The sequence below is a fragment of the Streptomyces sp. NPDC001700 genome (assembly GCF_053596435.1).
This window is the reverse complement of record NZ_JBSFGE010000003.1, coordinates 376,302-403,261: the sequence shown is the minus strand read 5'-3', so window position 1 is coordinate 403,261 and position 26,960 is coordinate 376,302. Positions and strand designations below refer to the sequence as shown.

General features: G+C 72.4%; 25 protein-coding genes. 14 read left to right on the top strand and 11 right to left on the bottom strand.

From position 1 onward, the window contains the following. Nucleotides 1–30 precede the first annotated feature (30 nt). Together ftsH and folE are read left to right on the top strand one after the other, a co-directional pair. Nucleotides 31–2,073, top strand: a complete 2,043-nt coding sequence (gene ftsH, locus ACWC5C_RS07555; RefSeq protein ID WP_385436332.1) for an ATP-dependent zinc metalloprotease FtsH — start codon at nt 31–33, stop codon at nt 2,071–2,073. A 123-nt stretch (nt 2,074–2,196) separates the two neighbouring features. Then, nucleotides 2,197–2,802 carry a GTP cyclohydrolase I FolE gene (gene folE / locus ACWC5C_RS07550; protein WP_385436333.1) on the top strand — a complete coding sequence of 202 codons (606 nt, stop codon included), beginning with the start codon at nt 2,197–2,199 and terminating at the stop codon, nt 2,800–2,802. Between the two features lie 37 nt (nt 2,803–2,839). On the opposite strand, the gene ACWC5C_RS07545 is transcribed toward folE, so the two are convergent. From ACWC5C_RS07545 to ACWC5C_RS07520, 6 genes are all read right to left on the bottom strand, one after another. After that, entirely contained in the window at nt 2,840–3,337 is a 498-nt protein-coding gene (locus ACWC5C_RS07545) for a DUF3180 domain-containing protein (RefSeq protein ID WP_450874535.1), read from the bottom strand. An 87-nt stretch (nt 3,338–3,424) separates the two neighbouring features. Beyond that, a complete protein-coding gene (gene folK / locus ACWC5C_RS07540; protein ID WP_450874534.1) occupies nt 3,425–4,018 on the bottom strand; it encodes a 2-amino-4-hydroxy-6-hydroxymethyldihydropteridine diphosphokinase in 594 nt (197 codons plus the stop codon). Beyond that, a complete protein-coding gene (folB, locus tag ACWC5C_RS07535; protein ID WP_450874533.1) occupies nt 4,015–4,374 on the bottom strand; it encodes a dihydroneopterin aldolase in 360 nt (119 codons plus the stop codon). The genes folK and folB overlap by 4 nt, the downstream gene beginning before the upstream one ends. Before the next feature lie 237 nt (nt 4,375–4,611). Further along, the gene (locus ACWC5C_RS07530; RefSeq protein ID WP_385436337.1) at nt 4,612–5,091 is read right to left on the bottom strand and encodes a nuclear transport factor 2 family protein; all 480 of its coding nucleotides are present in this window, start codon (nt 5,089–5,091) and stop codon (nt 4,612–4,614) included. Then, on the bottom strand, nt 5,088–5,990 hold the full coding sequence (folP, locus tag ACWC5C_RS07525) for a dihydropteroate synthase (protein ID WP_450874532.1): 903 nt from the start codon (nt 5,988–5,990) through the stop codon (nt 5,088–5,090). Before folP ends, ACWC5C_RS07530 begins: the two co-directional genes overlap by 4 nt. Nucleotides 5,991–6,240: 250 nt before the next feature. Next, nucleotides 6,241–8,088, bottom strand: a complete 1,848-nt coding sequence (locus tag ACWC5C_RS07520; protein ID WP_450874531.1) for a phosphatidylglycerol lysyltransferase domain-containing protein — start codon at nt 8,086–8,088, stop codon at nt 6,241–6,243. A 166-nt stretch (nt 8,089–8,254) separates the two neighbouring features. Here ACWC5C_RS07520 and ACWC5C_RS07515 point away from each other — a divergent pair, with 166 nt between their 5' ends. Further along, on the top strand, nt 8,255–9,385 hold the full coding sequence (locus ACWC5C_RS07515; protein WP_450874530.1) for an alpha/beta hydrolase: 1,131 nt from the start codon (nt 8,255–8,257) through the stop codon (nt 9,383–9,385). A gap of 166 nt (nt 9,386–9,551) precedes the next feature. Here ACWC5C_RS07515 and ACWC5C_RS07510 read toward each other — a convergent pair whose 3' ends face one another. Continuing rightward, entirely contained in the window at nt 9,552–10,709 is a 1,158-nt protein-coding gene (locus ACWC5C_RS07510) for a betaine/proline/choline family ABC transporter ATP-binding protein (protein ID WP_450874529.1), read from the bottom strand. Between the two features lie 129 nt (nt 10,710–10,838). On the opposite strand from ACWC5C_RS07510, the gene ACWC5C_RS07505 reads away from it, so the two are divergent. From ACWC5C_RS07505 to ACWC5C_RS07490, 4 genes are all read left to right on the top strand, one after another. Further along, the gene (locus tag ACWC5C_RS07505) at nt 10,839–11,516 is read left to right on the top strand and encodes an ABC transporter permease (protein ID WP_450874528.1); all 678 of its coding nucleotides are present in this window, start codon (nt 10,839–10,841) and stop codon (nt 11,514–11,516) included. After that, complete coding sequence (locus ACWC5C_RS07500; protein WP_450874527.1) at nt 11,516–12,259, top strand: ABC transporter permease; 744 nt, start codon at nt 11,516–11,518, stop codon at nt 12,257–12,259. The genes ACWC5C_RS07505 and ACWC5C_RS07500 overlap by 1 nt, the downstream gene beginning before the upstream one ends. Before the next feature lie 69 nt (nt 12,260–12,328). Continuing rightward, nucleotides 12,329–13,285: an ABC transporter substrate-binding protein gene (locus ACWC5C_RS07495; protein WP_450874526.1), complete on the top strand. Its 957-nt coding sequence runs from the start codon at nt 12,329–12,331 to the stop codon at nt 13,283–13,285. Nucleotides 13,286–13,359: 74 nt separating this feature from the next. Then, on the top strand, nt 13,360–14,466 hold the full coding sequence (locus tag ACWC5C_RS07490) for a hypothetical protein (RefSeq protein ID WP_450874525.1): 1,107 nt from the start codon (nt 13,360–13,362) through the stop codon (nt 14,464–14,466). A 40-nt stretch (nt 14,467–14,506) separates the two neighbouring features. Here ACWC5C_RS07490 and ACWC5C_RS07485 read toward each other — a convergent pair whose 3' ends face one another. Then, nucleotides 14,507–15,649 carry an NADH-quinone oxidoreductase subunit D gene (locus ACWC5C_RS07485; RefSeq protein WP_450874524.1) on the bottom strand — a complete coding sequence of 381 codons (1,143 nt, stop codon included), beginning with the start codon at nt 15,647–15,649 and terminating at the stop codon, nt 14,507–14,509. Between the two features lie 240 nt (nt 15,650–15,889). Continuing rightward, on the bottom strand, nt 15,890–16,906 hold the full coding sequence (locus ACWC5C_RS07480) for an SAM-dependent methyltransferase (protein ID WP_450874523.1): 1,017 nt from the start codon (nt 16,904–16,906) through the stop codon (nt 15,890–15,892). Between the two features lie 110 nt (nt 16,907–17,016). Here ACWC5C_RS07480 and ACWC5C_RS07475 point away from each other — a divergent pair, with 110 nt between their 5' ends. Together ACWC5C_RS07475 and ACWC5C_RS07470 are read left to right on the top strand one after the other, a co-directional pair. Next, entirely contained in the window at nt 17,017–18,213 is a 1,197-nt protein-coding gene (locus ACWC5C_RS07475; RefSeq protein ID WP_450874522.1) for a DUF7134 domain-containing protein, read from the top strand. A 90-nt stretch (nt 18,214–18,303) separates the two neighbouring features. Then, nucleotides 18,304–18,990, top strand: a complete 687-nt coding sequence (locus ACWC5C_RS07470) for a response regulator (RefSeq protein ID WP_450874521.1) — start codon at nt 18,304–18,306, stop codon at nt 18,988–18,990. A gap of 119 nt (nt 18,991–19,109) precedes the next feature. On the opposite strand, the gene ACWC5C_RS07465 is transcribed toward ACWC5C_RS07470, so the two are convergent. Then, nucleotides 19,110–20,201 (bottom strand): DUF5937 family protein, encoded by a 1,092-nt coding sequence (locus ACWC5C_RS07465; RefSeq protein ID WP_450874520.1) that lies wholly within the window; start codon nt 20,199–20,201, stop codon nt 19,110–19,112. Between the two features lie 99 nt (nt 20,202–20,300). On the opposite strand from ACWC5C_RS07465, the gene ACWC5C_RS07460 reads away from it, so the two are divergent. Continuing rightward, complete coding sequence (locus ACWC5C_RS07460) at nt 20,301–20,567, top strand: hypothetical protein (RefSeq protein WP_450874519.1); 267 nt, start codon at nt 20,301–20,303, stop codon at nt 20,565–20,567. 226 nt (nt 20,568–20,793) lie between these two features. On the opposite strand, the gene ACWC5C_RS07455 is transcribed toward ACWC5C_RS07460, so the two are convergent. After that, nucleotides 20,794–22,023 (bottom strand): threonine aldolase family protein, encoded by a 1,230-nt coding sequence (locus ACWC5C_RS07455; RefSeq protein ID WP_450874713.1) that lies wholly within the window; start codon nt 22,021–22,023, stop codon nt 20,794–20,796. Between the two features lie 212 nt (nt 22,024–22,235). On the opposite strand from ACWC5C_RS07455, the gene ACWC5C_RS07450 reads away from it, so the two are divergent. From ACWC5C_RS07450 to nadC, 4 genes are read left to right on the top strand one after another with little or no spacing between them, the layout of a single operon-like run. Next, complete coding sequence (locus ACWC5C_RS07450; protein ID WP_450874518.1) at nt 22,236–23,171, top strand: Rossmann-like and DUF2520 domain-containing protein; 936 nt, start codon at nt 22,236–22,238, stop codon at nt 23,169–23,171. Next, nucleotides 23,168–24,154, top strand: a complete 987-nt coding sequence (gene panC / locus ACWC5C_RS07445; protein ID WP_450874517.1) for a pantoate--beta-alanine ligase — start codon at nt 23,168–23,170, stop codon at nt 24,152–24,154. Before ACWC5C_RS07450 ends, panC begins: the two co-directional genes overlap by 4 nt. An 8-nt stretch (nt 24,155–24,162) precedes the next feature. Beyond that, nucleotides 24,163–25,905, top strand: a complete 1,743-nt coding sequence (locus ACWC5C_RS07440; RefSeq protein ID WP_450874516.1) for an L-aspartate oxidase — start codon at nt 24,163–24,165, stop codon at nt 25,903–25,905. Continuing rightward, nucleotides 25,902–26,957, top strand: a complete 1,056-nt coding sequence (gene nadC / locus ACWC5C_RS07435; protein ID WP_450874515.1) for a carboxylating nicotinate-nucleotide diphosphorylase — start codon at nt 25,902–25,904, stop codon at nt 26,955–26,957. The genes ACWC5C_RS07440 and nadC overlap by 4 nt, the downstream gene beginning before the upstream one ends. Nucleotides 26,958–26,960 lie beyond the last annotated feature (3 nt).

Here is a 26,960-nt window from a genome sequence, read left to right as displayed (position 1 = left end):
GGAGGGACGGGGCGGTTTCGCCCCGTATGGATGGACGTGAAGCGCTACTTCCGTGGGCCGGTCATGTGGATCGTGCTGGCCGTCCTCGCCGTGGTCGTGTTGATGCAGGTCGTCGGCTCGTCCGGCGGCTACAAGTCGGTGGACACCAGCCAGGTCGTCAAGGCGATCAACAGGAACCAGGTCCAGTCCGCCGAGCTGACGACCGGCGACGAGCACAAGATCAAGGTCGAACTCAAGGACAATGTCGCCAAGGTCTCGGGGAGCAACAAGCTCCAGGCGACCTACATCGGTGACCAGGGTGTCGATCTCGCCAGGACCCTTCAGGCGAATGCCCAGAAGGACAGCGGGATCCCCGACGGGTACAACGTATCGACTTCGAAGCAGAACCCGTTCGTCGGGATTCTGCTCTCGCTGCTCCCGTTCGTGCTGATCGTCGTGGTCTTCCTGTTCCTGATGAACCAGATGCAGGGCGGCGGCTCCCGGGTGATGAACTTCGGGAAGTCGAAGGCCAAGCTGATCACCAAGGACACGCCGAAGACGACCTTCACCGATGTGGCGGGGTCGGACGAGGCGGTCGAGGAACTCCAGGAGATCAAGGAGTTCCTGCAGGAGCCGGCGAAATTCCAGGCCGTCGGAGCCAAGATCCCCAAGGGTGTGCTGCTGTACGGCCCGCCCGGTACGGGTAAGACCCTGCTCGCGCGCGCTGTCGCGGGCGAGGCGGGCGTCCCGTTCTACTCGATCTCCGGTTCCGACTTCGTCGAGATGTTCGTCGGTGTGGGTGCCTCCCGGGTCCGTGACCTGTTCGAGCAGGCCAAGACCAACGCCCCGGCCATCGTCTTCGTCGACGAGATCGACGCCGTCGGCCGGCACCGCGGCGCGGGCATGGGCGGCGGTCACGACGAGCGCGAGCAGACGCTGAACCAGCTGCTCGTGGAGATGGACGGCTTCGACGTGAAGGGCGGCGTCATTCTGATCGCCGCCACCAACCGGCCGGACATCCTGGACCCGGCGCTGCTGCGTCCCGGCCGTTTCGACCGGCAGATCGCCGTCGACCGCCCGGACATGCAGGGCCGTCTGGAGATCCTCAAGGTTCACCAGAAGGGCAAGCCGGTCGCGCCGGACGTCGACCTGTCGGCCGTCGCCCGCCGTACCCCCGGCTTCACCGGTGCCGATCTGTCGAACGTGCTGAACGAGGCCGCCCTGCTGACGGCCCGCGGCGACAAGAAGCTGATCGACAACCACTATCTGGACGAGGCGATCGACCGCGTCGTGGCCGGACCGCAGAAGCGGACCCGGATCATGAGCGACAAGGAGAAGAAGATCACCGCGTACCACGAGGGCGGTCACGCCCTGGTCGCGGCGGCGTCTCCGAACAGCGATCCCGTGCACAAGGTCACGATCCTCTCCCGAGGCCGGGCCCTGGGTTACACCATGGTCCTGCCGGACGAGGACAAGTACTCGACCACGCGCAACGAGATGCTGGACCAGCTCGCCTACATGATGGGCGGCCGGGCGGCCGAGGAACTGGTCTTCCACGACCCGACCACGGGCGCCTCGAACGACATCGAGAAGGCGACCGCGACGGCCCGCGCGATGGTCACGCAGTACGGCATGACCGAGCGGCTCGGCGCGATCAAGTTCGGCTCCGACAACTCCGAGCCGTTCCTGGGCCGTGAGATGGCTCACCAGCGCGACTACTCGGAAGAGGTCGCCGCACTGGTGGACGAGGAGGTCAAGAAGCTCATCGAGGCCGCGCACAACGAAGCGTGGGAGATCCTCGTCGAGAACCGCGACGTCCTCGACAACCTGGTGCTGGCGCTCCTGGAGAAGGAGACGCTGAACAAGGAGGAGATCGCCGAGATCTTCGCCGCGATCCACAAGCGTCCGGCCCGCCCGGCGTGGACCGGCTCCTCCCGGCGTACGCCCTCCACCCGCCCGCCGGTGCTCTCCCCCCGGGAGCTGGCCCCGGCGAACGGTGCCCAGCCCACCTCGGCGGCCTCGCTCACCAAGGCCACCACGCCCGAGGACGGCGCCGAGCAGCCCGAGGAGTCGGGCTCCGGCTCCGAGAGCTGATCCCGGCCTTCCCGGGGCCCTCGGGCCTCGGGAAGGACCCGGAATGAATGCCGCGTCACCCAGGTTTTAGCCTTGGGGACGCGGCATTCCGCATTTTGTGCACGTGAGGAACGAGGCAGCTCCATGACGGACCCGGTGACGCTGGACGGCGAGAGCACCCTCGGCGTGTTCGACGAGAAGCGCGCCGAGAGCGCGATCCGCGAGCTTCTGATCGCCGTCGGCGAGGACCCGGACCGGGAGGGGCTGCGGGAGACGCCGGGGCGGGTGGCCCGCGCGTACAAGGAGATCTTCGCGGGGCTGCGGCAGGAGCCGGAGGACGTGCTGACCACGACGTTCGATCTCGGCCACGATGAGATGGTGCTGGTCAAGGACATCGAGGTGATGTCCTCGTGCGAGCACCACCTGGTGCCCTTCGTGGGGGTCGCCCACGTCGGCTACATCCCGTCCCACGACGGCAAGATCACCGGGCTGTCGAAGCTGGCCCGGCTGGTGGACGTCTTCGCCCGCCGCCCGCAGGTCCAGGAGCGGCTGACCACCCAGGTCGCCGACTCGCTGATGCGGATACTGGAACCGCGCGGGGCGATCGTCGTGGTCGAGTGCGAGCACATGTGCATGACGATGCGCGGGGTGCGCAAGCCCGGCGCCAAGACCATCACCTCGGCCGTCCGGGGCCAGCTGCGCGATCCGGCCACCCGGGCCGAGGCCATGAGCCTCATCATGGCCCGCTGAGGGCGCTCAGAGCGCCCTCAGCGCCTCTTCAGGCGCGTCAGGCGCGGGCCGAGGCGCCCGGGCCCCGGCCGTTCTCCTCGTCGTCCTCCGGGAGCTTGCAGACCCGCTCCAGGAAGAACGCGGCGGCCACCACACCCGCCCCGGCCAGCACCGAAGCGCCCGCGTAGATGGCCTGGTCCTGGCGGGCCGGTACGTCCAGCTGCTCCAGGACCAGGAAGACGCCGACCCCGCCGTACATCCCCGAGATCAGCGCCGCCACCAGCGCGCTCGCCTGGCCGAAAACCACCGCGCGGGCGGCCACCATCGGGTCCACGCCCTTCGCGTCCGGCTCCCGGTCCCGCTGGGCGCGCAGCCGCGACCGCAGCGAGATCGCGGTCGCGACCAGCACGACCGCGATCAGGGCCAGCACGATCGGCGCCGCCACCGGAACGCTCGGCAGCGAGCCCAGCGTGTCCCACAGCCGGGATCCCGCCCACGACACCACACCGGCCACGGCGAACAGCCCGACCAGCACCCCGATCCGAAGTTGCCTCACCGAGAGGTCGCCCCTCCACGCATCAACTGGTCACCTGGTCACCATCAACTGGCCAACGTCTATTGGTCAACGTCTACTGGTCAACGTCTATTCGGGCAGTCGCAGTTCCAGGTCCGCGCGGACCTGGACGCCGTCCTCGCCCACCTGGTCCAGCAGCGCCGAGACCGCGCCGCGCCCGGGGAACTCGGCCTGCGGGTCCACGTCGTTCCACGGCACCAGGACGAAGGCCCGCTGGTGGGCGCGCGGATGCGGCAGGGTCAGCAGCGGATCGTCGGAGACCACGTCCTGGTACGCCACGATGTCCACGTCGATGGTGCGCGGACCCCACTGCTCGTCCCGTACCCGCTCGAACGCCTCCTCGATGGCGTGGCCGCGCTCCAGCAGCGAGGACGGCGGCAGCGTGGTCTTCACCAGCACCACCGCGTTGAAGTACGTCGCCTGGGTGCCCGGCTCCACGCCCCACGGCTCCGTCTCGTACACCGGGGAAACGGCCTTGACGCGCAGGCCCGGGGTGTCCTCCAGCGCGTCCACCGCGCCTTGGATGGTCTCCAGGCGGTTGCCCAGGTTGCTGCCGAGGGAGATCACTGCCCGTTTGGGGTTGGACAGGGTCACATCGGCGGCGTCCACCTTCTCCACCACGGAGGCGGGAACGGGCTGCACGGTCGGGTCGCTGCTGCTCATACTCGGCTCCGGGTAATGGTGATGGTGACATCGTCGAAGGGAACGGTGATCGGGGCCTGCGGCTTGTGGACGACGACCTCGACCTCGCGCACCACATCATGCTTCAGGCAGGTGTCCGCTATCCGTTCGGCAAGGGTCTCGATCAGCTCGACCGGCTCGCCCCGCACCACGGCCACGACCTCCTCCGCCACCACGCCGTAGTGGACGGTCTTGGTCAGGTCGTCGTCGGCGGCGGCGGGACGGGTGTCCAGGCCGAGCACGAGGTCCACGACGAACGTCTGGCCCTCCTCGCGCTCCTGCGCGAACACACCGTGGTGCCCATGAGCCCTCAGGCCGCGCAGCGCGACACGATCCACCCGAATCACTCCTGCTGGTCGTCGGTTACGCGGGCACGCCCCGGCCGGTCCGGAACGCACCAGTGACCCCCTGCCGTCGGCGGGGAACCTCCTCGAATCTACCTGCGAATGTCGGCGGCACATGCCCACGGGGTCGCGGCGGATGCCTCCCTCAGCCCCGCGCCACCTTCACCTACCCGCACCTCGCGCGGCTCGAACGGACCCCATTCGAGCCATCGCGGGGCCGGGTTCAGGGACTCAGCCCGGCATCAGCCGGTCGTCGTCCTCGGGACCCTCCGGGCCCTCGTCGTCACGCTCCGCGAGCACCGGGGAGCCGTGGTGCGACCACACCTTCCAGCCGTCGTCGGTGCGCCGGAACACGTTCGTCGCCACCACCAGCTGGCCGACCAGCGGGCCCAGCTGCCCCTCCTCCTCGGCCGGGGCGCCGCTGAGGATGTTCTCGGTGCAGGTCACCAGCGCGGTGTCGGACATCACCGACACCTCGACGTCGGTCAGGAAGAACTGGATGTAGTCCGTGTTCGCCATGATCAGCGCGTACGAACGGAGCACCTCGCCCCGGCCGCGCAGCACCGGCCAGCCCGGGTGCACACAGGACACGTCGGTCTCGGCGGAGTCCAGCCACAGCCGGTCCAGCGCCCCGTGGTCGCCCTGCTCCATGGCCTCGTACAGCGCGGTGTTCACCAGCGCCACTCGCTCGTTGTCCGTAAGGGAAGTCACAGCGCTCCCGCCGCGTTCGCCGCGTTGTCGAGATATCCGGCCTCGGCCGTCTCGATGGCCCGGGCCACCCGCACCGCGTCCGCACTCGCCCGCACCTCGTGCACCCGGACCGCCCACGCGCCCTCGCGGGCGGCGATCGCGGTCACCGCGGCGGTCGCGGCGTCCCGCTCCCGGGCGGGTGGCGGGGCGCTTCCGTCCCCGGCCAGGACGCGCCCGAGGAACCGCTTCCGGGAGGCCGCCACCAGCAGCGGGCGGCCGAGTTGGCGCAGCGCGGCCAGATGGGCGACCAGCGCCAGGTCGTGGTCGGCGTCCTTGGCGAAGCCCAGCCCCGGGTCGAGCACGATCCGCTCCGGGGCGATGCCGCCCGCGACGGCCGCCTCCACGCTGGTGCGCAGCTCGGCGACGACCTCGCCGACCACGTCCTCGTACACCGCCCGGTTGTTCATGTCGATCGACTGGCCGCGCCAGTGCATCACCACGAAGGGCACCTCGGCGGCGGCCACCGCCGGGACCATCGCCGGGTCCGCGCGGCCGCCGCTCACATCGTTGACCAGCCGCGCGCCCGCCTCGACCGCCCGCTCGGCCACCGTGGCCCGCATGGTGTCCACGCTGATCAGGGCCCCTGCCGCGGCCAGCTCCCGGACCACCGGGACCACCCGGCGCAGCTCCTCGGCCTCGTCGACGCGCGCCGCGCCCGGCCTGGTCGACTCGCCTCCGACGTCCACCAGGTCGGCCCCGGCCGCGACCAGGTCAAGCCCGTGCTTGACGGCCAGCTCGGTGTCGAACCACTGGCCGCCGTCGGAGAAGGAGTCGGGCGTGACGTTCACCACGCCCATGACCGCACACCGGTCCCATTCCGGCAGTCCGGTCACTCGGCCCCGCTCGCGCAACGTCCTCATGACCTTAAGGCTAGACGTACCGGCAGCCCGGACGCGGGACGCGGGGGGCTGGGCGCTCTTAGGGGGTGCCCGCACAGTCCCGCCGGGCCCGCGACGCCTGGCACGCACGCTCGCTGCGTTGTCGGGCCCGTCCAAGTAGGCCCGCCCCCAGACTCCGTCCGGGAGGTGCCCCCGCGAGGACGACCCTCCGCCTTGCGATCGCACGCACCAGGCGCCGCGGGCTGACCCGACGCGACTGTGCGGGCACCCCCTAGGCGGCCTGCTCCAGTTCGCGGCGGCGGGCCGGGGCCTGGTGTGCGCAGGGCCGGGGCTCGGCGCGCCGCCCGCGGCGCAGCAGCCGGGGCAGGGCGAGTGAGACGAACCCCTCGGCCTGCATCGCGGCCAGGCCGATGCGCGGCAGGTCCCGGGTGTTGCGGAAGACCACGAAGCGCGGCTCCCAGCGCGGCCGGAACTTGGCGTTGAACTTGTACAGCGACTCGATCTGGAACCAGCGGGACAGGAACACCAGCAGCCCCCGCCAGCCGCGCAGCACCGGGCCCGCGCCCAGCTTCTCGCCGCGCGCCAGCGCCGAGCGGAACATCGCGAAGTTCAGCGACACCCGGGTGACGTCCAGCGCCGGGGCGGCCTGCAGGGCGGCGACGATCAGCAGTTCGTTCATGCCCGGGTCGGCGCTCCGGTCGCGCCGCATCAGGTCCAGCGACATGCCGTCCGGGCCCCAGGGCACGAAGTGCAGTACGGCCTTGAGGTCCCCGTACGGACCCTCCTCGGCGCCGTCCCCAGCGGTGTCGTAGGCGGCGGCCTTGTGGGCGGTCGCGATCACCGACTCGCCGTCCGCCGGGTCGCCGATCCGGCCCAGCGCCATCGAGAAGCCGCGCTCGGTGTCGGTGCCCCGCCAGTCCTCCGCGGCGCGCCGGACGGCCTCCAGCTCGTCCGGGCCGAGGTCGGCGACGCGCCGCACCCTCGTCTCGTAACCGGCCCGCTCGATGCGCTTGACCATCTGGCGAACGTTGCGCATGGCGCGCCCGGAGAGGGTGAAGTCGGCGACGTCCACGATCGCCTCGTCGCCCAGCTCCAGCGCGTCCAGACCGGTCTCCCGGGTCCACACCTCGCCGCCGGTCTCGCTGCACCCCATCACCGCGGGGGTCCAGGAGTGCGCCCGCGCCTCCTCCATGAACGCGGCGATCGCGCCCGGCCACGCCTCCACGTCGCCGACCGGGTCGCCGCTGGCGAGCATCACACCGGAGACCACGCGGTAGCAGACGGCGGACTTGCCGCTGGGCGAGAAGATCACCGCCTTGTCGCGGCGGAGCGCGAAGTGGCCGAGCGAGTCCCGGCGTCCGTGGGTGGCCAGCAGCTCCCGCAGCTTCTCCTCGTCGGAGGGGGTCAGCCGGGCGGCCGGGTGCTCGGGGCGGAAGGCGAGGTACGCGGTGGTGGCGACGGTCAGCAGACCGAGCGCGCCCAGCGAGTAGCCGACCGTGTAGTCCGCGCCGTCGCGGTAGCCGACCGGCCCCTCGAAGCCGATCAGCCCCCACAGCACGTGCTCCAGCTGCGCCGCCAGCGACGGCGCGCCCTCGATGGTGTCCGGGTGCGAGCGCACGATGAGCAGTCCGACGCCGAGGCTCACCCCGCCCATGACCACGAAGTTGGCCAGCGCCATCCAGCGGCTGCGCGGGTCGGGCAGGGCGGCGAACTCGCGGCGGTAGCGGAGCAGCACGCCCATCAGGACGAGCGAGAAGACGGTGCCGAGGACGGAGTGCCGGTACAGCAGCTGAGCCGCCGCGCCGACCGGCAGCAGCACCACCGCCGCGACCCAGGCGCGGCGCTTACGGCGCTTGAGGCCGTGCGCCAGCATGAGCAGCAGCAGCCCGACCACGATCGACGCCGCGGCGGCCAGGGAGCTGACCGCGCCGGGCAGCACCTCCGCCAGCGCGTGCACCTTGCTGTGCCGCAGCCGCGGGAAAACGATGTCCACGAGCCCGATCAGTGTGCAGGCCGTGCCGACGGCCGTGGGCACCGTCTCCGGACGCGGCCCGCGCAGTACACGCCGTATCCGGTTGGGAACCCCTCCGGACTTTTCGGCATCTGGACTGTCAGACATTCGCATTCCCGTCGCTTCGGTCAAAGGATCTTTGGTTCTCTGACGCAGCTTCCGCACGATTTGCGTCTATCTAGATGCAGTTCGAGGCGGCGGGGTTCCGCCCCCGGCTCCCGCCGGGAGGCGTCCCCGCGGTACGGAGGACCGGCCGCCCGGCAGAAAGATAGTGATGGGTCTCACGAGCAACAACGTCGTGATCATGGCTGTCGTCGCGGCGCTGCTGCTGTTCACGGCCACGATATGGCTGTGGCCGCGGCTGGCCGGACGCGGGGTGACCGCCGTGCTCGGCCGGGTCGGCATGCTAGCGGCAACTCAGGTGGCGGTGTTCGCCGCTTTTGGATTGTTCGCCAATCAGTCTTTTGGTTTTTACGGCTCCTGGGCCGACCTGTTCGGGACCGAGGACGAGATGGGGGTGGTGGTGGACCACGACAACCCCGGCACCCGGGTGAAGGTCACCGAGAGCCGCAAGCTCAACGTCTCGGGCGGCTCGTCGCCGGAGACCGGCGGGCGCGTCGACAAGGTGCACTTCCGGGGGCCGGTCTCGCGGATCGCCAGCCCCGGCTACGTCTATCTGCCGCCGGAGTACTTCCAGCCCCGGTACGCCGAACGCAGGTTCCCGGCGGCCCTCGTGCTGACCGGCTACCCGGGCACCACCGAGGCCCTTATCAATGGCCTGAAATACCCCCAGAAGTCCCAGAAGCTGGTCAAAGAGGGGAGAATGCGGCCGACCATCCTGGTCATGATGCGGCCGACGGTGGCGCCGCCACGGGACACGGAGTGCATGGACGTCCCCGGCGGGCCGCAGACCGAGACGTTCTTCACCAAGGACGTGCCGAAGGCCGTCTCCGCGCACTACCGGGTGGGCACCGAGGCCCGTAACTGGGGCGTCGTCGGCAACTCCACCGGCGGCTACTGCGCCCTGAAGATGGCGATGCGCCACCCCGACGCCTTCTCCGCCGCCGCCGGGCTGTCCCCCTTTTACAAGGCCCCCCTCGACGCGACCACGGGCGACCTCTTCGGCGGCAGCCGCCGGCTGGAGCGCGAGAACAACCTGATGTGGCGCCTCGACCACCGCCCTGCCCCGCCGGTCTCGCTGCTGGTGAGCAGCAGCGAGCGCGGTGAGAAGAACTACCGGGCGACGATGCGGTTCGTGGAGAAGGTCCGCGAGCTGAACCACCGGGGCGAGCCGACCCGCATCTCGTCGATCATCCTCGGCACCGGGGGCCACAACTTCAACACCTGGAAGCGCGAGGTGTCCCCCACCCTGGAATGGCTGAGCACCCGCCTCCACGCGGACTGACCTTTCCCCAGCCCCGCCCCTTCCCGCAGCATCCGATCTGCGGCTCCGCCGCGTGACGGACTCCGCCGCGGACCCCGGTCGTGGGGTGCGCGGCGCACGCGCTCCGCGGACCGGGACCGGCTACCGGAGCGGCGGGGTGGGGAATGGCCCGCCGCAGGCGGCTTCGCTACGCGTCGGTGATCGTCTGGAGGTCTACGTCGCCTCGGGCGATGCCGCCCGCGTCGGCGTCGATCGAGCGGCGCAGGGCCTCGTGGAGGCGGGCCGGGGTGAGGACGCCGAGGAAGCGGTCGCCGTCCAGGACGGCGATCCAGCCCGCGTCGTGCTGGAGCATCGTGCTGAACGCCTGCTTGAGCGGCGCCCCCACCGGGAGCCACGCCTCCATCCGGCGGGCGTGGTCCCGGACGGTGCCCTGCGATCCGTCGGCGGCGTCCGCCGGGATCCAGCCGTGCAGATGGTCCGCGTCGTCCAGGACGACGGCCCAGCGGGCGCCGTCCGAGGCCAGCCGGGCGGCCGCCTTGGTGAGCGGGTCGTCGAGGTGGACGACCGGGGGCTGCCAGAGGTCGCCGGGTTCGATGGGGGTCACCGAGAGCCGCTTGAGCCCGCGGTCCGCGCCGACGAAGTCGGCCACGTACGGCGAGGCGGGCGTGCCCAGCACCGCCGCCGGGGTGTCGAACTGTTCGATGCGCCCGGAGCCGTACACCGCGATGCGGTCGCCGAGCCGCACCGCCTCCTCTATGTCGTGCGTCACGAAAAGCACGGTTTTCCGCACCTGTGACTGAAGCCGGAGGAATTCGGTCTGCAGATGTTCGCGGACGACCGGGTCGACGGCGCCGAACGGTTCGTCCATCAGCAGCACCGGCGGGTCGGCCGCCAGCGCCCGCGCCACCCCGACCCGCTGCCGCTGGCCGCCGGAGAGCTGGTCGGGATAGCGGTCGCCATATACGGAAGGGTCGAGTCCGACCAGATCGAGAAGCTCGGCGGCCCGCTCCCGCCCCTTCTTCCGCTGCCACCCCAGCAGATGCGGCACGGTCGCGGTGTTCTCCAGCACGGTCTTGTGCGGGAAGAGACCGACTTGCTGAATGACATAGCCGATACGGCGCCGCAGCGCGACCGGATCCGTCTCGGCGATGTCCTCGCCCTCCACCAGAATCCGGCCGGAGGTCGGCTCGATGAGCCGGTTGACCATTTTCATCGTGGTGGTCTTGCCGCACCCCGAGGGTCCGACGAGCGTGACCAGCTCACCCTCCGCGACCTCGAAGGACAGGTCGTCCACGGCGGTCGTGCCGTCGGCGTAGCGCTTGGTGACATGCTCGAAACGGATCATGGCTCCCCATTGTTGCCGCATTCGTGGCAGACATTGTTGCTGTTGTGTGGCGATCGGACGAGATTGTCATCTCCCGGGGATAGGGTCACCCAGGAATTGGACGACCACGTGCCCGGGGGAGGTGAGCGTATGGCGGACCAGAACTGTCTGATCAGTAACGAATGGATATGCGGCGAGTATGTGCGCACGCGCGGTCAGGAGCTGACGGACGCGACGCTGCAGCATGTCGGGATCACCCTCGCGTCGGTCGCGATCGGCCTCGTGATCGCCTTTCCGCTCGCGCTGCTGGCCCGCCGCAGGCAGAGCGTGGCGGGCCCGGTGCTGGGGCTGACCACGATCCTCTACACGGTGCCGTCGCTCGCGATGTTCTCGCTGCTGCTGCCCGTCTTCGGGGTGTCCCAGGCGGTCGTGGTCACGGGTCTGGTGCTGTATTCGCTCACGATCCTGGTGCGCAACATCATGGCGGGCCTCGCCTCCGTGCCGGAGGACGCCAGGGAGGCCGCGCGCGGCATGGGGTACGGGCCGCTGCGGCTGCTCTTCGGCGTCGAGCTGCCGCTCGCGCTGCCCGCCCTGATGGCCGGGCTGCGCATCACCACGGTCTCCACCGTCTCGCTCACCACGGTCGGCGCGATCATCGGCTACGGAGGGCTCGGCAACCTCATCTACGAGGGCATGCGCGGCTTCTTCAAGGCGCAGGTGCTCACCGCCTCGGTGCTGTGCGTGGCGCTGGCGGTCGTGGCGGACCTGGCTCTGCTCGGCGTCCAGCGGGTGCTGACGCCCTGGGCGCGTAAGAGGAGGAGGGCCTGATGGGCGTCATCGGCGAGGCGTGGACCTGGCTGGCCACCGGGTCGCACTGGCAGGGCGCGGACGGGGTGTGGCACCGGCTCGGCCAGCATCTGTTCCTGACGTTCGTCTGCCTGGCGATCTCGTGCGCGGTCGCGCTGCCGGTCGCCGTCCTGCTCGGCCACATCGGCAAGGGCGGCGCGATCGCGATCAACATCTCCAACGCGGGCCGGGCCGTGCCCACCTTCGCCGTGCTGGTGCTGCTGCTCCTCAGCCCGCTGGGCACCCACGGCCAGTGGCCCACGATCATCGCGCTGGTGCTGTTCGCCATCCCGCCGGTGCTCACCAACGCGTACGTCGGGGTGAGCGAGGCGGACCGGGAGGTCGTGGAGGCGGCCCGGGGCATGGGCATGACGGGTGGCCAGCTGATCCGCCGGGTCGAACTGCCCCTCGCGTTCCCGCTCATCATGACGGGCGTACGGACCGCCGCCGTCCAGGTCGTGGCCACCGCGACGCTGGCGGCGCTGCCCGGCGGCGGCGGGCTCGGCCGGATCATCACGGCGGGCTTCCGGATCACCGACACGCCCCAGGTGGTGGCCGGGGCGGTGCTGGTCGCGGCGCTCGCGCTGCTGGTCGAGGGCGTGTTCGTCGCTCTCGGGCTGGCGCTGGACCCGATGCGGCGGAAGACGGGGCGGCGGTCGGCCGCGTTCCGCCGCCCGCCCGCCGACCAGACGCCCAAGGCGCCCGCGCTGACGTCGTCACACTGACGTCGGCACGCTGATCCGAACCGCGCGTACATATCTATGGCCGTACATATATCGATGGATGGGGAACCCATGAGGACGTTCTGGAGAGTGGCGGGGGCGGCGGCGAGCGCCGTGGCGCTGGCGGTCGGCGCGACCGCGTGCGGCGGCGAGAGCCTGGAGAAGTCCGGCGGCGAAGGATCGGGCGAGTCCGGCAAGGGATCGCTGGTTATCGGGACCGCCTCCTTCGCCGAGTCGAAGATCCTCGCGGAGCTGTACGCGGGTCTGCTGGAGCACGCCGGATACTCGACCTCCCTCAAGACGGTCGACACCCGCGAACTCTATGAACCGGCCCTGGAGAAGGGTCAGATGGATGTCGTACCGGAGTACGCGGCGACGCTCGCCGAATTCCTCAACCAGAAGAAGAACGGGCCGAATGCCAAGCCCGTGGCCTCGTCCGACGTGGACGACACGGTGAAGGCGCTGAAGAAGCTCGCCGAGCCGCGCGGACTCAAGGTGCTGGACGCGGGCGAGGCGGTCGACCAGAACGCCTTCGCGGTGAGCGGTGAGTTCGCCAAGGAGCATGACCTCAAGACGCTCTCCGATCTGGGGAAGTCCGGGCAGAAGGTCAAGCTGGCGGCGGGCGACGAATGCCCGAAGCGGCCGTTCTGCCAGCCCGGTCTGGAGAAGCGCTACGGCATCGACATCGCGGGCATCGACCCGCTGGACATCGGCAGTGTGCAGGCCAAGCAGGCGGTCAAGGACGGCAAGGACCAGATGCTCCTGACCACCACCACGGACGCCACACTGGACCAGTTCGGACTTGTCCTGCTCGACGACGACAAAAATCTGCAGAATGCCGACAACGTACTTCCCGTGGTGAATGCGAAGTCCGCCGGTTCACCCAAGATCGAAAACGCGCTGAACAAGCTCGGCCGCGTGCTCACCACGGCCGATCTCACCGAACTCAACAAGAAAGTTGACGCCGAGCGGCTCAAGCCCGCCGATGTCGCGGCCGACTACCTCAAGGAGAAGGGTCTCGTGAAGTAGTTTGCCAACGGATTGACAACGGATCTGGCCTGCCGACCCCCCAAACCAGCCGTACGCACGGTAAGTTTCGGCCCATGCCACGTGGACGCCACCGCCAATCCCCACCCCTGCACAGGCTACTTCCCCCTCTGTCGGTCGCAGCCGCGTCAATAACCTGCGCCGCCGGTGCCTGGCTGGTCGGCGATACGGTCGTGATCCGTGGACTCGCCGCGACCGCGGCCGCCGCCGCGGTCGTCGGCTCGGTCCTGACACGCCGTTGGGACCGCGCGGCCGGCCGCCGGGTCGCGGAGGCCGCGAGTGAGACCGCCCGCCAGGAGATGAAGTACGAAGAGCGGATCGCGGAGCTGGAAGCGGACGCCGAGAAGGCGGCCGAGCTGCGCACCGCGCTCAACACCCGGCTGCGCGCCAAGCGGGCCGAACTCGCCCGGCTGCGCAACGAGCACGCCGAGCTGCTGCGCCGTTACGCCACGGCCGAGACCGAGCGCGCGAGCGCCCTGGAGGGGCGCCGCAGGCTCGCGTTGGAGGCCGGGGTCCCCTCGAAGGAGCTGACCGCCGCGGAGCCGTCCGACGAGGCGGCCGCGGAGGCCGAGTCGGCGGAGTCGGCGGAGTCCGCCGGATCCGAGGCGCTCGCCCTGGACGCGTACGCCCGCGCCGACGAGGCGCTCAGCCGCCTGGTCGCCAGCGCGCGGCAGCAACGCGAGCGGGCCGAAGCGGAATCGCGGTCCCTGGCCGTCGAGCGGGAGAAGGCCGAGGCCGAGGCCAAGGGCCAGGAGAAAACGGAAGCGAAGGACAGCAAGGCCGGAAGAGCGGCCGCGGACCCGGACGAGGACGGTGCGACTGTCCCGGGGAAGCGCCCGGCGGCCGACGAGCGTGATGGCCCGGACAGCTCCCCGGTGCCGCCTCCGCACGCTCGTACGGCCGCCTCCGCCGTGGTGCCGTATGCCGCGGCACGCCGGGCCGCCTCCCGTTCGGTGGGCGGCTTCGACTACTTCGGCACCCAGAAGACCCCGCCGAAGCAGCAGGAGCCCGAGCCGGAGGCCGAGGAGGACCTCGCCGATGTGATCGGCGCGGAGACCCTCGAAGAGAACCGGAAGGGCGCGGTCGGCGAGGTCATCGACCTGACCGCGCACGAGGAGAACGAGCCCATCGGGATCGAGGAGCTGCGCAGCGCGATCTCGTAGGGGCCCCTCCGGCCCCTGCGCGTCGCCTGCGTGTCGCCGCCTACTTGTCGATGTCGCCGACGACGAAGAACAGCGATCCCAGGATCGCCACCATGTCGGCGACGAGCGTGCCCGGCAGAAGCTCCGTGAGCGCCTGGATGTTGTTGAACGAGGCCGAGCGGAGCTTCAGCCGGTACGGCGTCTTCTCGCCCTTGGAGACGAGGTAGTAGCCGTTGAGGCCGAGCGGGTTCTCGGTCCAGGCGTAGGTGTGGCCCTCGGGGGCCTTGAGCACCTTCGGCAGCCGCTGGTTGATCGGCCCCGGCTCCAGCTCGGCCAGCCGGTCCAGGCAGGCGTCGGCGAGCGCCAGCGAGTTGTGCGTCTGCTCCAGCAGGCATTCGAAGCGGGCCAGGCAGTCGCCCTCCTCGCGCACCACGACCTTGAGGGTGTCCTGCAGCTCCCCGTAGGCCAGGTACGGCTCGTCGCGCCGCAGGTCGAAGTCGACGCCCGAGGCGCGGGCGATGGGGCCGCTGACCCCGTAGGCGTGCACGGCCTCGGGGGAGAGGGCGCCCACGCCGCGGGTGCGCCCCCGGAAGATCTCGTTGCCGAGCACGAGCCCGTCGTACACGTCCATCCGCGACCGCACCTCGGCCACGGCCGCGCGGGCCCGGCCGAGCCAGCCCACCGGCAGGTCCTCCTTGAGGCCGCCGACCCGGTTGAACATGTAGTGCATCCGGCCGCCGGAGATCTCCTCCATGACGTGCTGGAGGTCCTCGCGCTCCCGGAACGCGTGGAAGATCGGCGTGATGCCGCCCAGCTCCAGGGGGTACGAGCCGAGGAACATCAGATGGTTGAGCACCCGGTTCAGCTCGGCCAGCAGCGTCCGTACCCAGACGGCGCGCTCCGGAACCTCCATCCCGAGCATCCGCTCGACGGCGAGGACGACGCCCAGCTCGTTGGAGAAGGCGGACAGCCAGTCGTGGCGGTTGGCGAGCATGATGATCTGGCGGTAGTCGCGCGCCTCGAACAGTTTCTCGGCGCCGCGGTGCATGTACCCGATCACCGGCTCCGCGTGCTGCACGCGCTCCCCGTCGATCACCATCCGGAGCCGCAGCACGCCGTGGGTGGACGGGTGCTGCGGGCCGATGTTCAGCACCATGTCGGTGCTCTCCGCCGCGCCGCCGATGCCGACTGTCGTCTCCGTCATGGGAACAGTTTGTCTCGACCCCCGCCCCGTCCAGAAACCGGGTCCAGCCCCTGGACCCTAGGGGGTGTCTTCCGGATCATGCCGGGCTCCCGACGCCTGGCACGGCACCTCGCCGCCCCGCGCTCGTCGCACGCAGCGCCGCTGCGCTCTCCTCACGCGGGTTGCGAGCCTCCCCCAGCTACCGCTGGGAGGTGCCCCCTGACGCCGCTCGCTGATCCGGCCTGATCCGGAAGGCACCCCCTAGGCGAGGGCGAGCGCGTCGTACGGCAGGTCCACCGGCTGGGCCAGCCAGTGGAAGCCGCCCAGGCCCCCCGGGTCCAGCAGCTCCGCCGCCTCGCCCGCCGCGCTCAGGGCCCGTACGTAGGCGGTGGGGTCCGTGGAGGCCAGGGCGAGCGGCGGGCGGGCGGCGTCGAGGCCCAGGTGGCGCAGCGCGTCGCGCTGGGGGATCAGACGGGCGTCCGTCCCGGCGGCGCACGCGTCCAGCGCCACATGCGCCGTGATGTCGCACGAGCCGTCCGGGACCGGCCGCACTTCCCTGCCCTCCCGGAAGCCGGTCAGCGTGCCGAAGGGCGGCCGGGCTGCGCGCTCATGGGCGTAGTCCACGGCGACCGCGAGCCCGGCGCCCACGCACCGCACGGCCCCGGCCCAGGCCGCGTCGCGCGGGCGGCCGATCTCGGCCCGCAGCCCCGGCTCGGCGCCCGCCAGCGGCCACCACCGGTCCAGCCACGCCGCGTCCTCGCCGGTCACCTCGGCGCCGAGCCGTTCGGCGCCGTCGGCGGCCGCCGAGACCTCGACCCGGCGCGGGACGCCGTCGGGGTCGGTCTCGGCGATGTCGACGGGGACGTTGTCCAGCCACTCATTGGCGAACAGCAGCCCGGTGAAGCCCTCCGGCACCGTCTCCCGCCACTCCACCCGCCCGTCGAGCCCGGCGGGCCGCGCCGCCCGCTCGACCGCGTACGGGCGCAGCCGCGCGGCCAGCCCGTGCGGCAGCCCGGCGGCCGCCGCCAGCACCCCGGTCAGCAGTTCGCCGCGGCCCGCGCCCAGGTCCACCAGGGCCAGCTTCGGCGGCCGCCCCAGCGCCTCGTCCACCCGCCGCAGCAGCTCCGTGACCGCCCGCGCGTACAGGGGCGAGGCGTGCACCGACGTACGGAAGTGACCGGCAGGCCCCTCCGTCCGCCGGAAGAAGCCGTCCGGCCCGTACAGCGCCCGTTCGGCCGCTTCCCGCCACCCACACCATTCCCGCTGTTCACTCGCCACGCCCCCACGCTAAAGCGGACCGGTATCCACCTTGGGGAGTAGGGCGGGGAGATACGGATCGCCCCTCGGGCTGACCCGCCCGGGTACCCCCACTGCCTACTCTGGGTGACGTGCAGCGCCTCTACGACTTCCTCCGCCGCCATCCGACAGGGGTGGACACCTTCTGGGGCGTCATCCTCTTCGGCTGCGGTCTCCTGTGGCTGGTGCAGGCGACCCCGGGCTACGAACCACCGCTCGCGGCCGTGCCGATCACCCTGGCGCTGTGCACGGCCGTCGCGCTGCGCCGCCGCGCCCCCGCGATGATGCTGGGGCTGGTCATCGCGTGCGGCCTCGGCCAGCTCGCGCTGGACGTCAGGATCAACATCGTCGACTTCGCGATGCTGGTGATCGTCTACACGGCCGCGTCCGACGCCGGGCGCCGCACCTCCCGGGCCGCTCTGGCCGCCGCGGTCTGCGCCCCGTCGTTCGCCACCGTCCGCTGGCCCGACGAACACGAGTCGGTGGGGGCGGCCGCGGTCTCGACGGTCTTCGTCACCATCCCCTTCGTCCTGGCCTGGGTGCTCGGCGACTCGATCCGCACCCGCCGCGCCTACTACGAACAGCTGGAGGAGCGCGCCTCCCGGCTGGAGAAGGAGCGCGAGGCGCAGTCGAAGGTCGCGGTCGCCGCCGAGCGCGCCCGGATCGCGCGCGAGCTGCACGATGTCGTCGCGCACAATGTGTCGGTGATGGTCGTTCAGGCGGACGGCGCCGCGTACGTTCTCGACGCCTCCCCGGACCAGGCCCGGCAGGCGCTGGAGACGATCTCCGGCACCGGCCGCCAGGCCCTCGCCGAGATGCGGCGGCTGCTGGGTGTGCTGCGCACCGGGGAGCCGGGGGAGGCCAGCGACTATGTGCCGCAGCCGGACGTCGAGCAGATCGACGAACTGGTCGAGCAGGCGCGCGGCTCCGGGCTCCGGGTGGACTTCAAGGTCGTCGGCAGCCCGCGCCAGCTGCCCAGCGGCGTGGAGCTGACCGCGTACCGCATCGTGCAGGAAGCGCTCACCAACTCCCGCAAGCACGGCGGCCCCGACGTCGGCGCCAGCGTCCGCATCACCTACTTCGACGACGGGCTCGGCCTGCTGGTCGAGGACGACGGCCGGGGCGCCCAGCGCGAGCTGTACGAGGACGGCGGCGCGGACGGCAGCGGCCACGGGCTGATCGGGATGCGCGAGCGCGTCGGCATGGTCGGTGGCACGCTCGACGCGGGCCCGCGCCCGGGCGGCGGTTTCCGCATCAGCGCGCTGCTGCCGCTGAAGGCGTCGGGGTGAGCCGCGGACCCGCGTCCACGCGTACGTACGCGGTGAGCGCCTCCTCTACGGAGCGCGCGCCGAGGGAGCCGAGGGAAGGGACCCGACCGGATGTCGATCCGCGTCATGCTCGTCGATGACCAGGTGCTGCTGCGCACCGGTTTCCGCATGGTGCTCGCCGCCCAGCCCGACATGGAGGTCGTCGCGGAGGCGGGCGACGGTCTTGAGGCGCTGGAGGCGGTGCGCTCCACCGAGGTGGACGTCATCCTGATGGACGTCCGCATGCCGAAGCTGGACGGGGTCGAGGCGACCCGGCACATCTGCGAGGTCGAAGGCGCGCCCCGCGTCCTGATTCTGACCACCTTCGACCTGGACGAGTACGCCTTCTCCGCCCTCAAGGCGGGCGCGAGCGGCTTCATGCTCAAGGACGTGCCGCCGGGCGAACTCCTCGCCGCGATCCGCGCGGTCCACAGCGGCGACGCGGTCGTCGCCCCCAGCACCACCCGCCGCCTCCTGAACCGCTTCGCCCCCATGCTCCCGGGCACCGGCGGCACCCGCTCCGGCGCCCCCTCCCGCCCCGAGCTGGAACGCCTCACCGACCGCGAGCGCGAGGTGATGATGCTCGTGGCCCAGGGCCTCTCGAACGGCGAGATCGCGGGCCGCCTGGTGCTGTCCGAGGCCACGGTGAAGACCCACGTGGGCCGCATCCTCACCAAGCTGGAACTCCGCGACCGGGTGCAGGTGGTGGTCATGGCCTACGAAACGGGCCTGGTCCGAGCAGGCGGCCCACCCCGCTGACCCCGCCCGGGCTAGCCCCCGCCGGGCCTCAGCGGCGGAGTGCTGGGGCGGAGCCCCGCATGCGGGGGTCCGGGGGTCCCGGGTTCGGGAAGGGGCGGGGTGGGGGGAAAGGCCGCCGCCTACCGGAGGACGCTCTCCAAGAAGTCGCTCCCCAGCCGCGCCACCGCCGACAGCTCCAGCTGGTGCAGGACATACCGCCCCCGCCGCCGCGTCTGCAGAAGCCCGGCCTTCTTCAGGACGGCGATGTGCCGGGAGACCTCCGGCGGCGTGATGGCGTACGCCTCGGCCAGCTCACCCGTGGTGTGCGCCCCCCGGGCCAGCGCCCGGCAGATCCGCATCCGCATCGGGTGGGCAAGGGCCTCCAGCCGGTGCTGGACCAGCTCCAGGGCGGCGGGCGGGGCGAGTTCCGGCCCGGCGACCGGGTACTGGATCACCGGGTGCCAGCCCGGCGCGTGCACCAGCAGCAAATGGGGCCAGCCGAACGTCGTCGGGATGAGCGTCAGCCCGCACCCGGCCGCCGTCGTCCGCCCCGCCGCCAGCTTGTCGGCCAGGACACGCGACCGCCCATCCGCCCCCTGCTCCAGCGACAGCGCGGCCGAGGCCGCCCCCAGCGCCTCCGCGAGCCCCTTGCGCTGCAGCAGCTCGCCCTTGTGGCGGGCGTCGGCGGCCAGTTGGACCCGCACCCGCCGCCAGGTGTCCGCGAAGAACGCCTCGTCGCAGTCCTCCAGCAGCCGCCGCAGCCACACCCGCAGCCCGTCCGGGTCGACCAGCATGCGGTCCACGAACGCCAGTTGCCGGGGCCCACGGGCCCGCGCCATGTCCCGGACCCGGTCCCGCTCGCCCCGGTCGACCAGCGGCGACGGCGTCGGCCGGTCGTACGAGGCGGAGCAGCTGATCTCGAACGCGGCCGCCACGAACGCCTCGTCGTCGATGCGGTCCAGCGAGTCCAGATCCTCCGCGAGCGTCGCCCCGGGCGCGGACGGGAGCAGGAGGTCGGAACGGGCCGTGCCCCACAGGAAGTCCGCCTCGCACAGCCGGTCGGCGAGGTCGGGCTTGAGCGAGGCGGCGGTCGCGGTCGCCCAGCCGTGCTGCCCCGGATGGTGGCCGGGCTCGGACAGCACGTGCAGCGCCGCGCCCAGTTCCGCGAGCGGCGACGGACAGAAGACGATGCGCTCGGGCGGCAGCCCGGTGATGTCCACGACATTGGCCATGACCCCTATGGTGCGGCAGCCGCGCCGCGCCCCGACCTCGTTTGACGGCGATCGTCAAACGAGGTGACGGGCGGCGGTGCGCCGTCCGACGCTCCTTTCATGTCCATCACTCAGCAGTACGCACTCGACCTGTACCGGGCGGCCCAGCGCGGTGAGCCCGCCCCGCCCGCCCCCGGCCAGGGCGACTGGCGCGCCCTCCGGGCGCTGCGCGAGTACCGCGACTTCCAGTCCGTGGCCGCCGAACGCCCGGCCCGGCGGCGCCGCCGCAGCGCCCTGCGGCGAGCACTACGAACGGCAACATCCCGCGCCGCCCAGGCCGTACGCCGCTCGCCCGCCGACCCGTCCACATGCCAGCCCACCACCTGAGCCGCGCGCCGAGCAGCACGCGGCGCACGCCCGCCTGTCTGCACGCAGCTCCGGCAAGCGCGGCCGAGGCCGCCAGCCCACCAGCCGCCGCGCTCGCCCGCCTGTTGGCGCGCCGCCGGGCGGGGATGTGCCCGTCCGCCCGGCCGCGGAGCCGTCCTCGTGCCAGCCCGCCCGGCCTGCGCGCCAAGCAGCGCGTGCGGCACGTCAGCCGGGCCGGGCTCGGTAGTCAGGTGTTGGCCGTGTCGTCCTCGGCCAGGACCGCCCGCACTCGGGTCAGGAATGCCGTGACCGCCTCCTTCACGTCCTCCGCCGTCCAGTCCAGCGCGGGTGCGGCCACCGTGACCTCGGAGACGGCCAGGCCCGGCGGTCCCTCCTCCCACCAGCGCCGGAACAGCGTCGTGCGGGTCTCCTCGGCCAGCCGTATGCCCGCCTCGTCCAGCACTCGCGCCGGATACGGCAGCCAGACCTGGAACTGATGGGTGTGCGGCGCCTCCGGCCGCACCCGGAACCAGGCCACCCCGGCTTCCGCGAACGCCTCGCGCATCGCCCGCGCCACGACGGCCGCATGGGCCACATACGACGGCAGCCGGGGCAGTTCGCGGTCCAGCCCGGCCAGGGCGGCGAGCGCCGTGGGCCACTGCTGGAAGATCTGGCCGCCGTACCGGTGGCGCCAGGCCGTGGCCTCGGCGATCAACGTCTCCGGGCCCGCGAGCGCGGCCCCCGCGATGCCGTCGAGCGACTTGTAGAAGGACACATACACCGTGTCCGCGAGGGCGGCGATCTCCGGGAGTCCGCGCCCGAAGTGCGTGGTGCACTCCCACAGCCGGGCCCCGTCGAAATGGACCACGGCCTCCCGCTCCCGGGCGGCCTCCACGACGGCGACCAAGTCGTCCCACTCCGGCAGCACATAGCCCGCGTCGCGCAGCGGCAGTTCGAGGGCGAGGGTGCCGAACGGCTCCTCCAGGTCGCGGATCTCCGCGGCGGTGGGCAGCCGGGGCGCGCTGGTCGGCCGCACCGCGCGCAGCCCGCTCACCGTCAGATACGCGTCGCGCTCGTGCACTTCCAGATGGGCCAGCGGATGGACGGCCACCACCGGATTGCCGGTGCGCCCGGCCCAGGCGCGCAGGGCGACCTGCTGGGCCATGGTGCCGGTGGGGAAGAAGGCCGCGGCCTCCATGCCGAGCAGGTCGGCGACCCGCCGCTCCAGCTTCTCGACCACCCCGTCCCCGTACATGTCCACCCAGTCGCCGAGGGCGCCGTCGAGGCCCGGGGCGGCGGCGGTCAGGTCCGCCAGCCGCTCACCGATCCGCCGCTCCAGCGGGCCCCGAGCGAGCATCCGCGCGGAGCCGTGCCAGGCCGCGAGCCTGCGCTCCCGCGCGGCCTGCTCGGCGGCATCCGCCACATCCGCGGCATCCGCCGCACCTGCCACATCCACCGCTTCCGCCGCCTCCGTCATGTCAGCCGCGTCCGTCACATCCACCACTTCCCCCCGCATCCGCGATGTCTGCCATGACCCGATGATGACCCACGGCCAGGTCACCCCCGGAGTTATCCACAGGCCGGTTATCCACAGGCCTGGTACACCCCCGGCCCCTCGGGGACACTCGCGTAGCATGGCGGGGAATCGTCCGGTACCCCCTGAGGACTGGAACGGAAGGCCGCAGTCGCGTGAACGCACAACCACTTCCCGAGCCGCAGGACCGCCCGGCCCGGCTCACCGTCGGCGTGGTCGGCGCCGGTCGTGTCGGTCCGGCGCTCGCCGCCTCGCTGCGGCTGGCCGGGCACCGGCCCGTCGCCGCCTCCGGCGTCTCCGACGCCTCCGTGAGCCGGGCCGCCGCCCTGCTCCCCGAGGTCCCGATCGTCCCGCCCGCCGAAGTGCTGGCGCGGGCCGAGCTGGTGCTGCTCACCGTCCCCGACGACGCCCTGCCCGAGCTGGTCCAGGGCCTCGCCGAGACCGGCGCGGTGCGCCCCGGCCAGCTGATGGTGCACACCTCCGGCCGCTACGGCACCGCCGTGCTGGAGCCCGCCCTGCGGGCCGGTGCGCTGCCGCTCGCGCTGCACCCCGTGATGACTTTTACCGGCACCCCGGTCGACGTTCAGCGGCTCGCGGGCTGCTCCTTCGGCGTCACCGCCCCCGAGGAGCTGCGGCTGGCGGCCGAGGCGCTGGTCATCGAGATGGGCGGCGAGCCCGAGTGGGTCGCGGAGGAGTCCCGTCCGCTGTATCACGCGGCCCTCGCCATCGGCGCCAACCACCTGGTCACCCTGGTCGCCCAGTCCATGGAGCTGCTGCGCGCCTCCGGGGTCGAGGCGCCCGACCGGATGCTCGGCCCGCTGCTCGGCGCCGCCCTCGACAACTCGCTGCGCAGCGGCGACGCCGCGCTCACCGGCCCGGTGGCGCGCGGCGACGCGGGCACGGTCGCCGCGCACGTCCAGGAGCTGCGGCGGCACGCACCGCAGGCCGTCGCCGGATATCTCGCCATGGCCCGTGCCACGGCGGACCGGGCGCTCGCCCACGGGACGCTCAAGCCGGAGCTGGCGGAGAACCTGCTGGGCGTGCTGTCGGACATCTCGGACGCCCGGGGCCGGGGAGGAGCGGGATCGTGAGCCCGAAGCTGTGGACCAAGCCGAGTCCCGGGGAGCCGGATGTGGAGCTGTTCGGGCGTCGCACGGACTTCGACGCGGCGCTGGCGCACTTCGCCGTGCCGGGGCGTACGGCCGTCGTCATGACCATGGGCGCGCTGCACGACGGGCACGCCGCGCTGATCCGCGCCGCGCGCGCCCGGGTCGGCGCCAAGGGCCTGGTCACCGTCACCGTCTTCGTCAACCCGCTGCAGTTCGGCGCGGGCGAGGACCTGGACCGCTATCCGCGCACGCTCGACGCCGACCTGGAGGTCGCGGCCGCCGCCGGGGCGGACATCGTCTTCGCCCCCTCGGCCGAGGAGGTGTACGGCAGCGGCGAGCCGCGCATACGGATGGCCGCCGGGTCCATGGGCGCGGGCTACGAGGGCGCCTCCCGGCCCGGCCACTTCGACGGGATGCTCACCGTCGTCGCCAAGTTGCTCCACCTCACCCGCCCGGACGTCGCCTTCTTCGGCGAGAAGGACGCGCAGCAGCTCGCCCTGGTCCGCCGGATGGTGCGGGACCTGGACTTCCCGGCGGAGATCGTCGGCGTCCCCACCGTCCGGGAGGGCGACGGGCTGGCCCTCTCCAGCCGTAACCGCTACCTCTCGGCGCGGGAGCGGGCCACCGCGCTGGCCCTGCCCAGGGCGCTCTTCGCGGGGCGTGACGCGGGGCTGTCGGCGGCGCGGTCCACCGGAAGCGCCGAGAGCGCCACAGGCGGGGACGCGGGCGGCCTCGTCCGGGTCGGCTCGCCCGGCGCCGTACGGGACGCCGCGAGCGCCGTGCTGGCGGAGGCGGCCCTCCTCGAACCCCCGCTCGTCCTCGACTACCTCGGCCTGATCGCCCCGGAGGACTTCACCGAGGCCCCCGAGGACCACACCGGCGAGGCGATCCTGGCCGTCGCCGCCAAGGTCGGCTCCACGCGGCTGATCGACAACATCCGGCTGTGGTTCGGAGCGAACCGATGAGCGAACCGATGAGCGAACCGATGAGCGAACCGCTGAACCGCCCGGCCCTGCGCGCCCCCGCGCCCGGCTGGGCCACCGAGGCCGACGTCGTGGTCGTCGGCTCGGGCGTCGCGGGCCTGACCGTGGCGCTGCGCTGCGCGGCCGCCGGGGCGAAGGTCACCGTCGTCACCAAGGCCCGGCTCGACGACGGCTCCACGCGCTGGGCCCAGGGCGGCATAGCCGCCGCCCTCGGCGAGGGCGACACCCCCGCCCAGCACCTCGACGACACGCTCGTCGCGGGCGCCGGGCTGTGTGACGAGCAGGCCGTGCGGATGCTGGTCACCGAGGGCCCCGACGCCGTGCGGCGGCTCATCGCCACCGGTGCCCGCTTCGACGCCGACGACGACACCGGCGAGATCCTGCTGACCCGCGAGGGCGGCCACCACCGCAGCCGCATCGCCCACGCGGGCGGCGACGCGACCGGCGCGGAGATCTCCCGCGCCCTGGTCGGCGCGGTGCGCGAGGCCGGGATCGACACCGTCGAGAACGCCCTGGTGCTCGACCTCCTCAAGGACGCCTCCGGCCGCGCCGCGGGCGTCACCCTGCACGTCATGGGCGAGGGCGCGCGGGACGGCGTGGGCGCGGTCCACGCGCGCGCGGTCGTCCTCGCGACGGGCGGCATGGGCCAGGTCTTCTCCGCCACCACCAACCCCGCCGTCTCCACGGGCGACGGCGTCGCCCTCGCGCTGCGCGCCGGGGCGGAGGTGAGCGACCTGGAGTTCGTCCAGTTCCACCCCACGGTGCTGTGGCTCGGCCCGGAGGCCGAGGGGCAGCAGCCGCTGGTCTCCGAGGCGGTGCGCGGCGAGGGCGCGTATCTGGTGGACGCGGACGGGGTGCGCTTCATGGTGGGCCAGCACGAGCTGGCCGAGCTGGCGCCCCGTGACATCGTGGCCAAGGGCATCATGCGGCGGATGCGCGAGCGGGGCGCCGAGCACATGTACCTGGACGCCCGCCACTTCGGCGCCCGGATGTGGGAGCACCGCTTCCCGACGATCCTGGCCGCCTGCCGGTCCCACGGCATCGACCCGGTCACCCAGCCGATCCCGGTGGCCCCCGCCGCGCACTACGCCAGCGGCGGGGTGTGGACGGACCAGCGGGGGCGGACGACGGTGCCGGGGCTGTACGCGTGCGGGGAGACGGCCTGCACGGGCGTGCACGGCGCGAACCGGCTGGCGTCCAACTCGCTGCTGGAGGGCCTGGTCTTCGCCGAGCGCATAGCGGCGGACATCGCCGAGCGGCCCTCCATACCGGCGAGCGCGCCCCAGAACGCGGCGCCAGGGCCGGGGCAGGGCGGGGGAGGGGCCCTGCTCGCCCCCGAAGCCCGGTACGCCGTCCAGCGCATCATGACCACCGGCGCCGGAGTCCTGCGCTCCGCCGAAAGCCTCGCCCGGGCCGCCGGGCAGCTCGACCGCGTCCAAGGCGACGCCGTCGAGACCCTGCACCGCGACGGCAAGACGGCCGAGCCCGGCGTCGAGACCTGGGAGGCGACGAACCTCCTCCTCGTCGCCCGGGTCCTGGTGGCCGCCGCGCTCCGGCGCGAAGAGACCCGCGGCTGCCACTGGCGGGAGGACCGCCCCGACCGGGACGACGCGGCGTGGCAGCGCCACCTCCTGGTCACCCTCGGCCCCGACGGCTCGCTCGGCGTCCGTACGACGGACTCTGCGGCGTTCCCGTCACCCACCACCCGACCCGAGACGGAGTCCCACCCGTGAGCAGCACCTCCGACGACCGCCAGCAGAGCCCCCCACAGGCCCTTCCGCTGCTCCAGATCGGCCTTCCGGACGGCGGCGGCGAGGGCGGCGGCTGCGGCAGCTCCTGCGGCTGCGGCGGCGGCGCCGACGACGGCGCGTACGGGCTCGACCCGATGGAGTGCGGCCTCGACCCCGACCTGGCCCAGCTGCTGGCCGACGCCGGGCTCGACCCCGTCCAGGTCGAGGACATCGCGCACATGGCGATCGAGGAGGACCTCGACCAGGGCGTGGACGTGACGACCGTCGCCACCGTCCCCGAGGACGCCTTCGCCACCGCCGACTTCACGGCCCGTGAGGCGGGCACCGTGGCCGGGCTGCGGATCGCCGAGGCGATCCTGTCCGTCGTCTGTACGGACGAGTTCGAGGTCGAGCGCCATGTGGAGGACGGTGACCGGGTGGAGCCCGGCCAGCGGCTGCTGAGCGTCCGCACCCGCACCCGCGACCTGCTCACCGGCGAGCGCAGCGCGCTCAACCTGCTGTGCCGTCTGTCCGGCATCGCGACCGCGACCCGTGCCTGGGCGGACGCCCTGGAGGGGACGAAGGCGAAGGTGCGCGACACCCGCAAGACGACGCCGGGGCTGCGCGCCCTGGAGAAGTACGCGGTGCGCTGCGGCGGTGGCGTCAACCACCGCATGTCGCTGTCGGACGCGGCGCTCGTCAAGGACAACCACGTGGTCGCCGCGGGCGGTGTGGCGCAGGCGTTCAGCGCCGTACGGGCCGAGTTCCCGGACCTGCCGATCGAGGTGGAGGTCGACACCCTGGACCAGATCCCGCCGGTCCTGGAGGCGGGCGCGGACCTGATCCTGCTGGACAACTTCACCCCGGAGCGCACCCGCGAGGCGGTCGGACTGGTCGCGGGCCGGGCCGCGCTGGAGTCCTCGGGCCGCCTGACGCTCGCCAACGCCCGTACGTACGCCGAGACCGGCGTCGACTACCTGGCGGTCGGCGCGCTCACCCACTCGTCCCCGATCCTGGACATCGGCCTGGACCTGCGCGACGCCGAGGCGAGCTGACCC

Coding starts and splice junctions, on each gene's coding strand:
- ftsH (WP_385436332.1), top strand. CDS start 31: ATGGACGTGAAGCGCTACTTCCGTGGGCCGGTCATGTGGATCGTGCTG.
- folE (WP_385436333.1), top strand. CDS start 2,197: ATGACGGACCCGGTGACGCTGGACGGCGAGAGCACCCTCGGCGTGTTC.
- folK (WP_450874534.1), bottom strand. CDS start 4,018: ATGAGCAGCAGCGACCCGACCGTGCAGCCCGTTCCCGCCTCCGTGGTG.
- folP (WP_450874532.1), bottom strand. CDS start 5,990: ATGAGGACGTTGCGCGAGCGGGGCCGAGTGACCGGACTGCCGGAATGG.
- ACWC5C_RS07520 (WP_450874531.1), bottom strand. CDS start 8,088: ATGTCTGACAGTCCAGATGCCGAAAAGTCCGGAGGGGTTCCCAACCGG.
- ACWC5C_RS07515 (WP_450874530.1), top strand. CDS start 8,255: ATGGGTCTCACGAGCAACAACGTCGTGATCATGGCTGTCGTCGCGGCG.
- ACWC5C_RS07510 (WP_450874529.1), bottom strand. CDS start 10,709: ATGATCCGTTTCGAGCATGTCACCAAGCGCTACGCCGACGGCACGACC.
- ACWC5C_RS07505 (WP_450874528.1), top strand. CDS start 10,839: ATGGCGGACCAGAACTGTCTGATCAGTAACGAATGGATATGCGGCGAG.
- ACWC5C_RS07500 (WP_450874527.1), top strand. CDS start 11,516: ATGGGCGTCATCGGCGAGGCGTGGACCTGGCTGGCCACCGGGTCGCAC.
- ACWC5C_RS07495 (WP_450874526.1), top strand. CDS start 12,329: ATGAGGACGTTCTGGAGAGTGGCGGGGGCGGCGGCGAGCGCCGTGGCG.
- ACWC5C_RS07490 (WP_450874525.1), top strand. CDS start 13,360: ATGCCACGTGGACGCCACCGCCAATCCCCACCCCTGCACAGGCTACTT.
- ACWC5C_RS07485 (WP_450874524.1), bottom strand. CDS start 15,649: ATGACGGAGACGACAGTCGGCATCGGCGGCGCGGCGGAGAGCACCGAC.
- ACWC5C_RS07470 (WP_450874521.1), top strand. CDS start 18,304: ATGTCGATCCGCGTCATGCTCGTCGATGACCAGGTGCTGCTGCGCACC.
- ACWC5C_RS07465 (WP_450874520.1), bottom strand. CDS start 20,201: ATGGCCAATGTCGTGGACATCACCGGGCTGCCGCCCGAGCGCATCGTC.
- ACWC5C_RS07460 (WP_450874519.1), top strand. CDS start 20,301: ATGTCCATCACTCAGCAGTACGCACTCGACCTGTACCGGGCGGCCCAG.
- ACWC5C_RS07455 (WP_450874713.1), bottom strand. CDS start 22,023: ATGACGGAGGCGGCGGAAGCGGTGGATGTGGCAGGTGCGGCGGATGCC.
- ACWC5C_RS07440 (WP_450874516.1), top strand. CDS start 24,163: ATGAGCGAACCGATGAGCGAACCGCTGAACCGCCCGGCCCTGCGCGCC.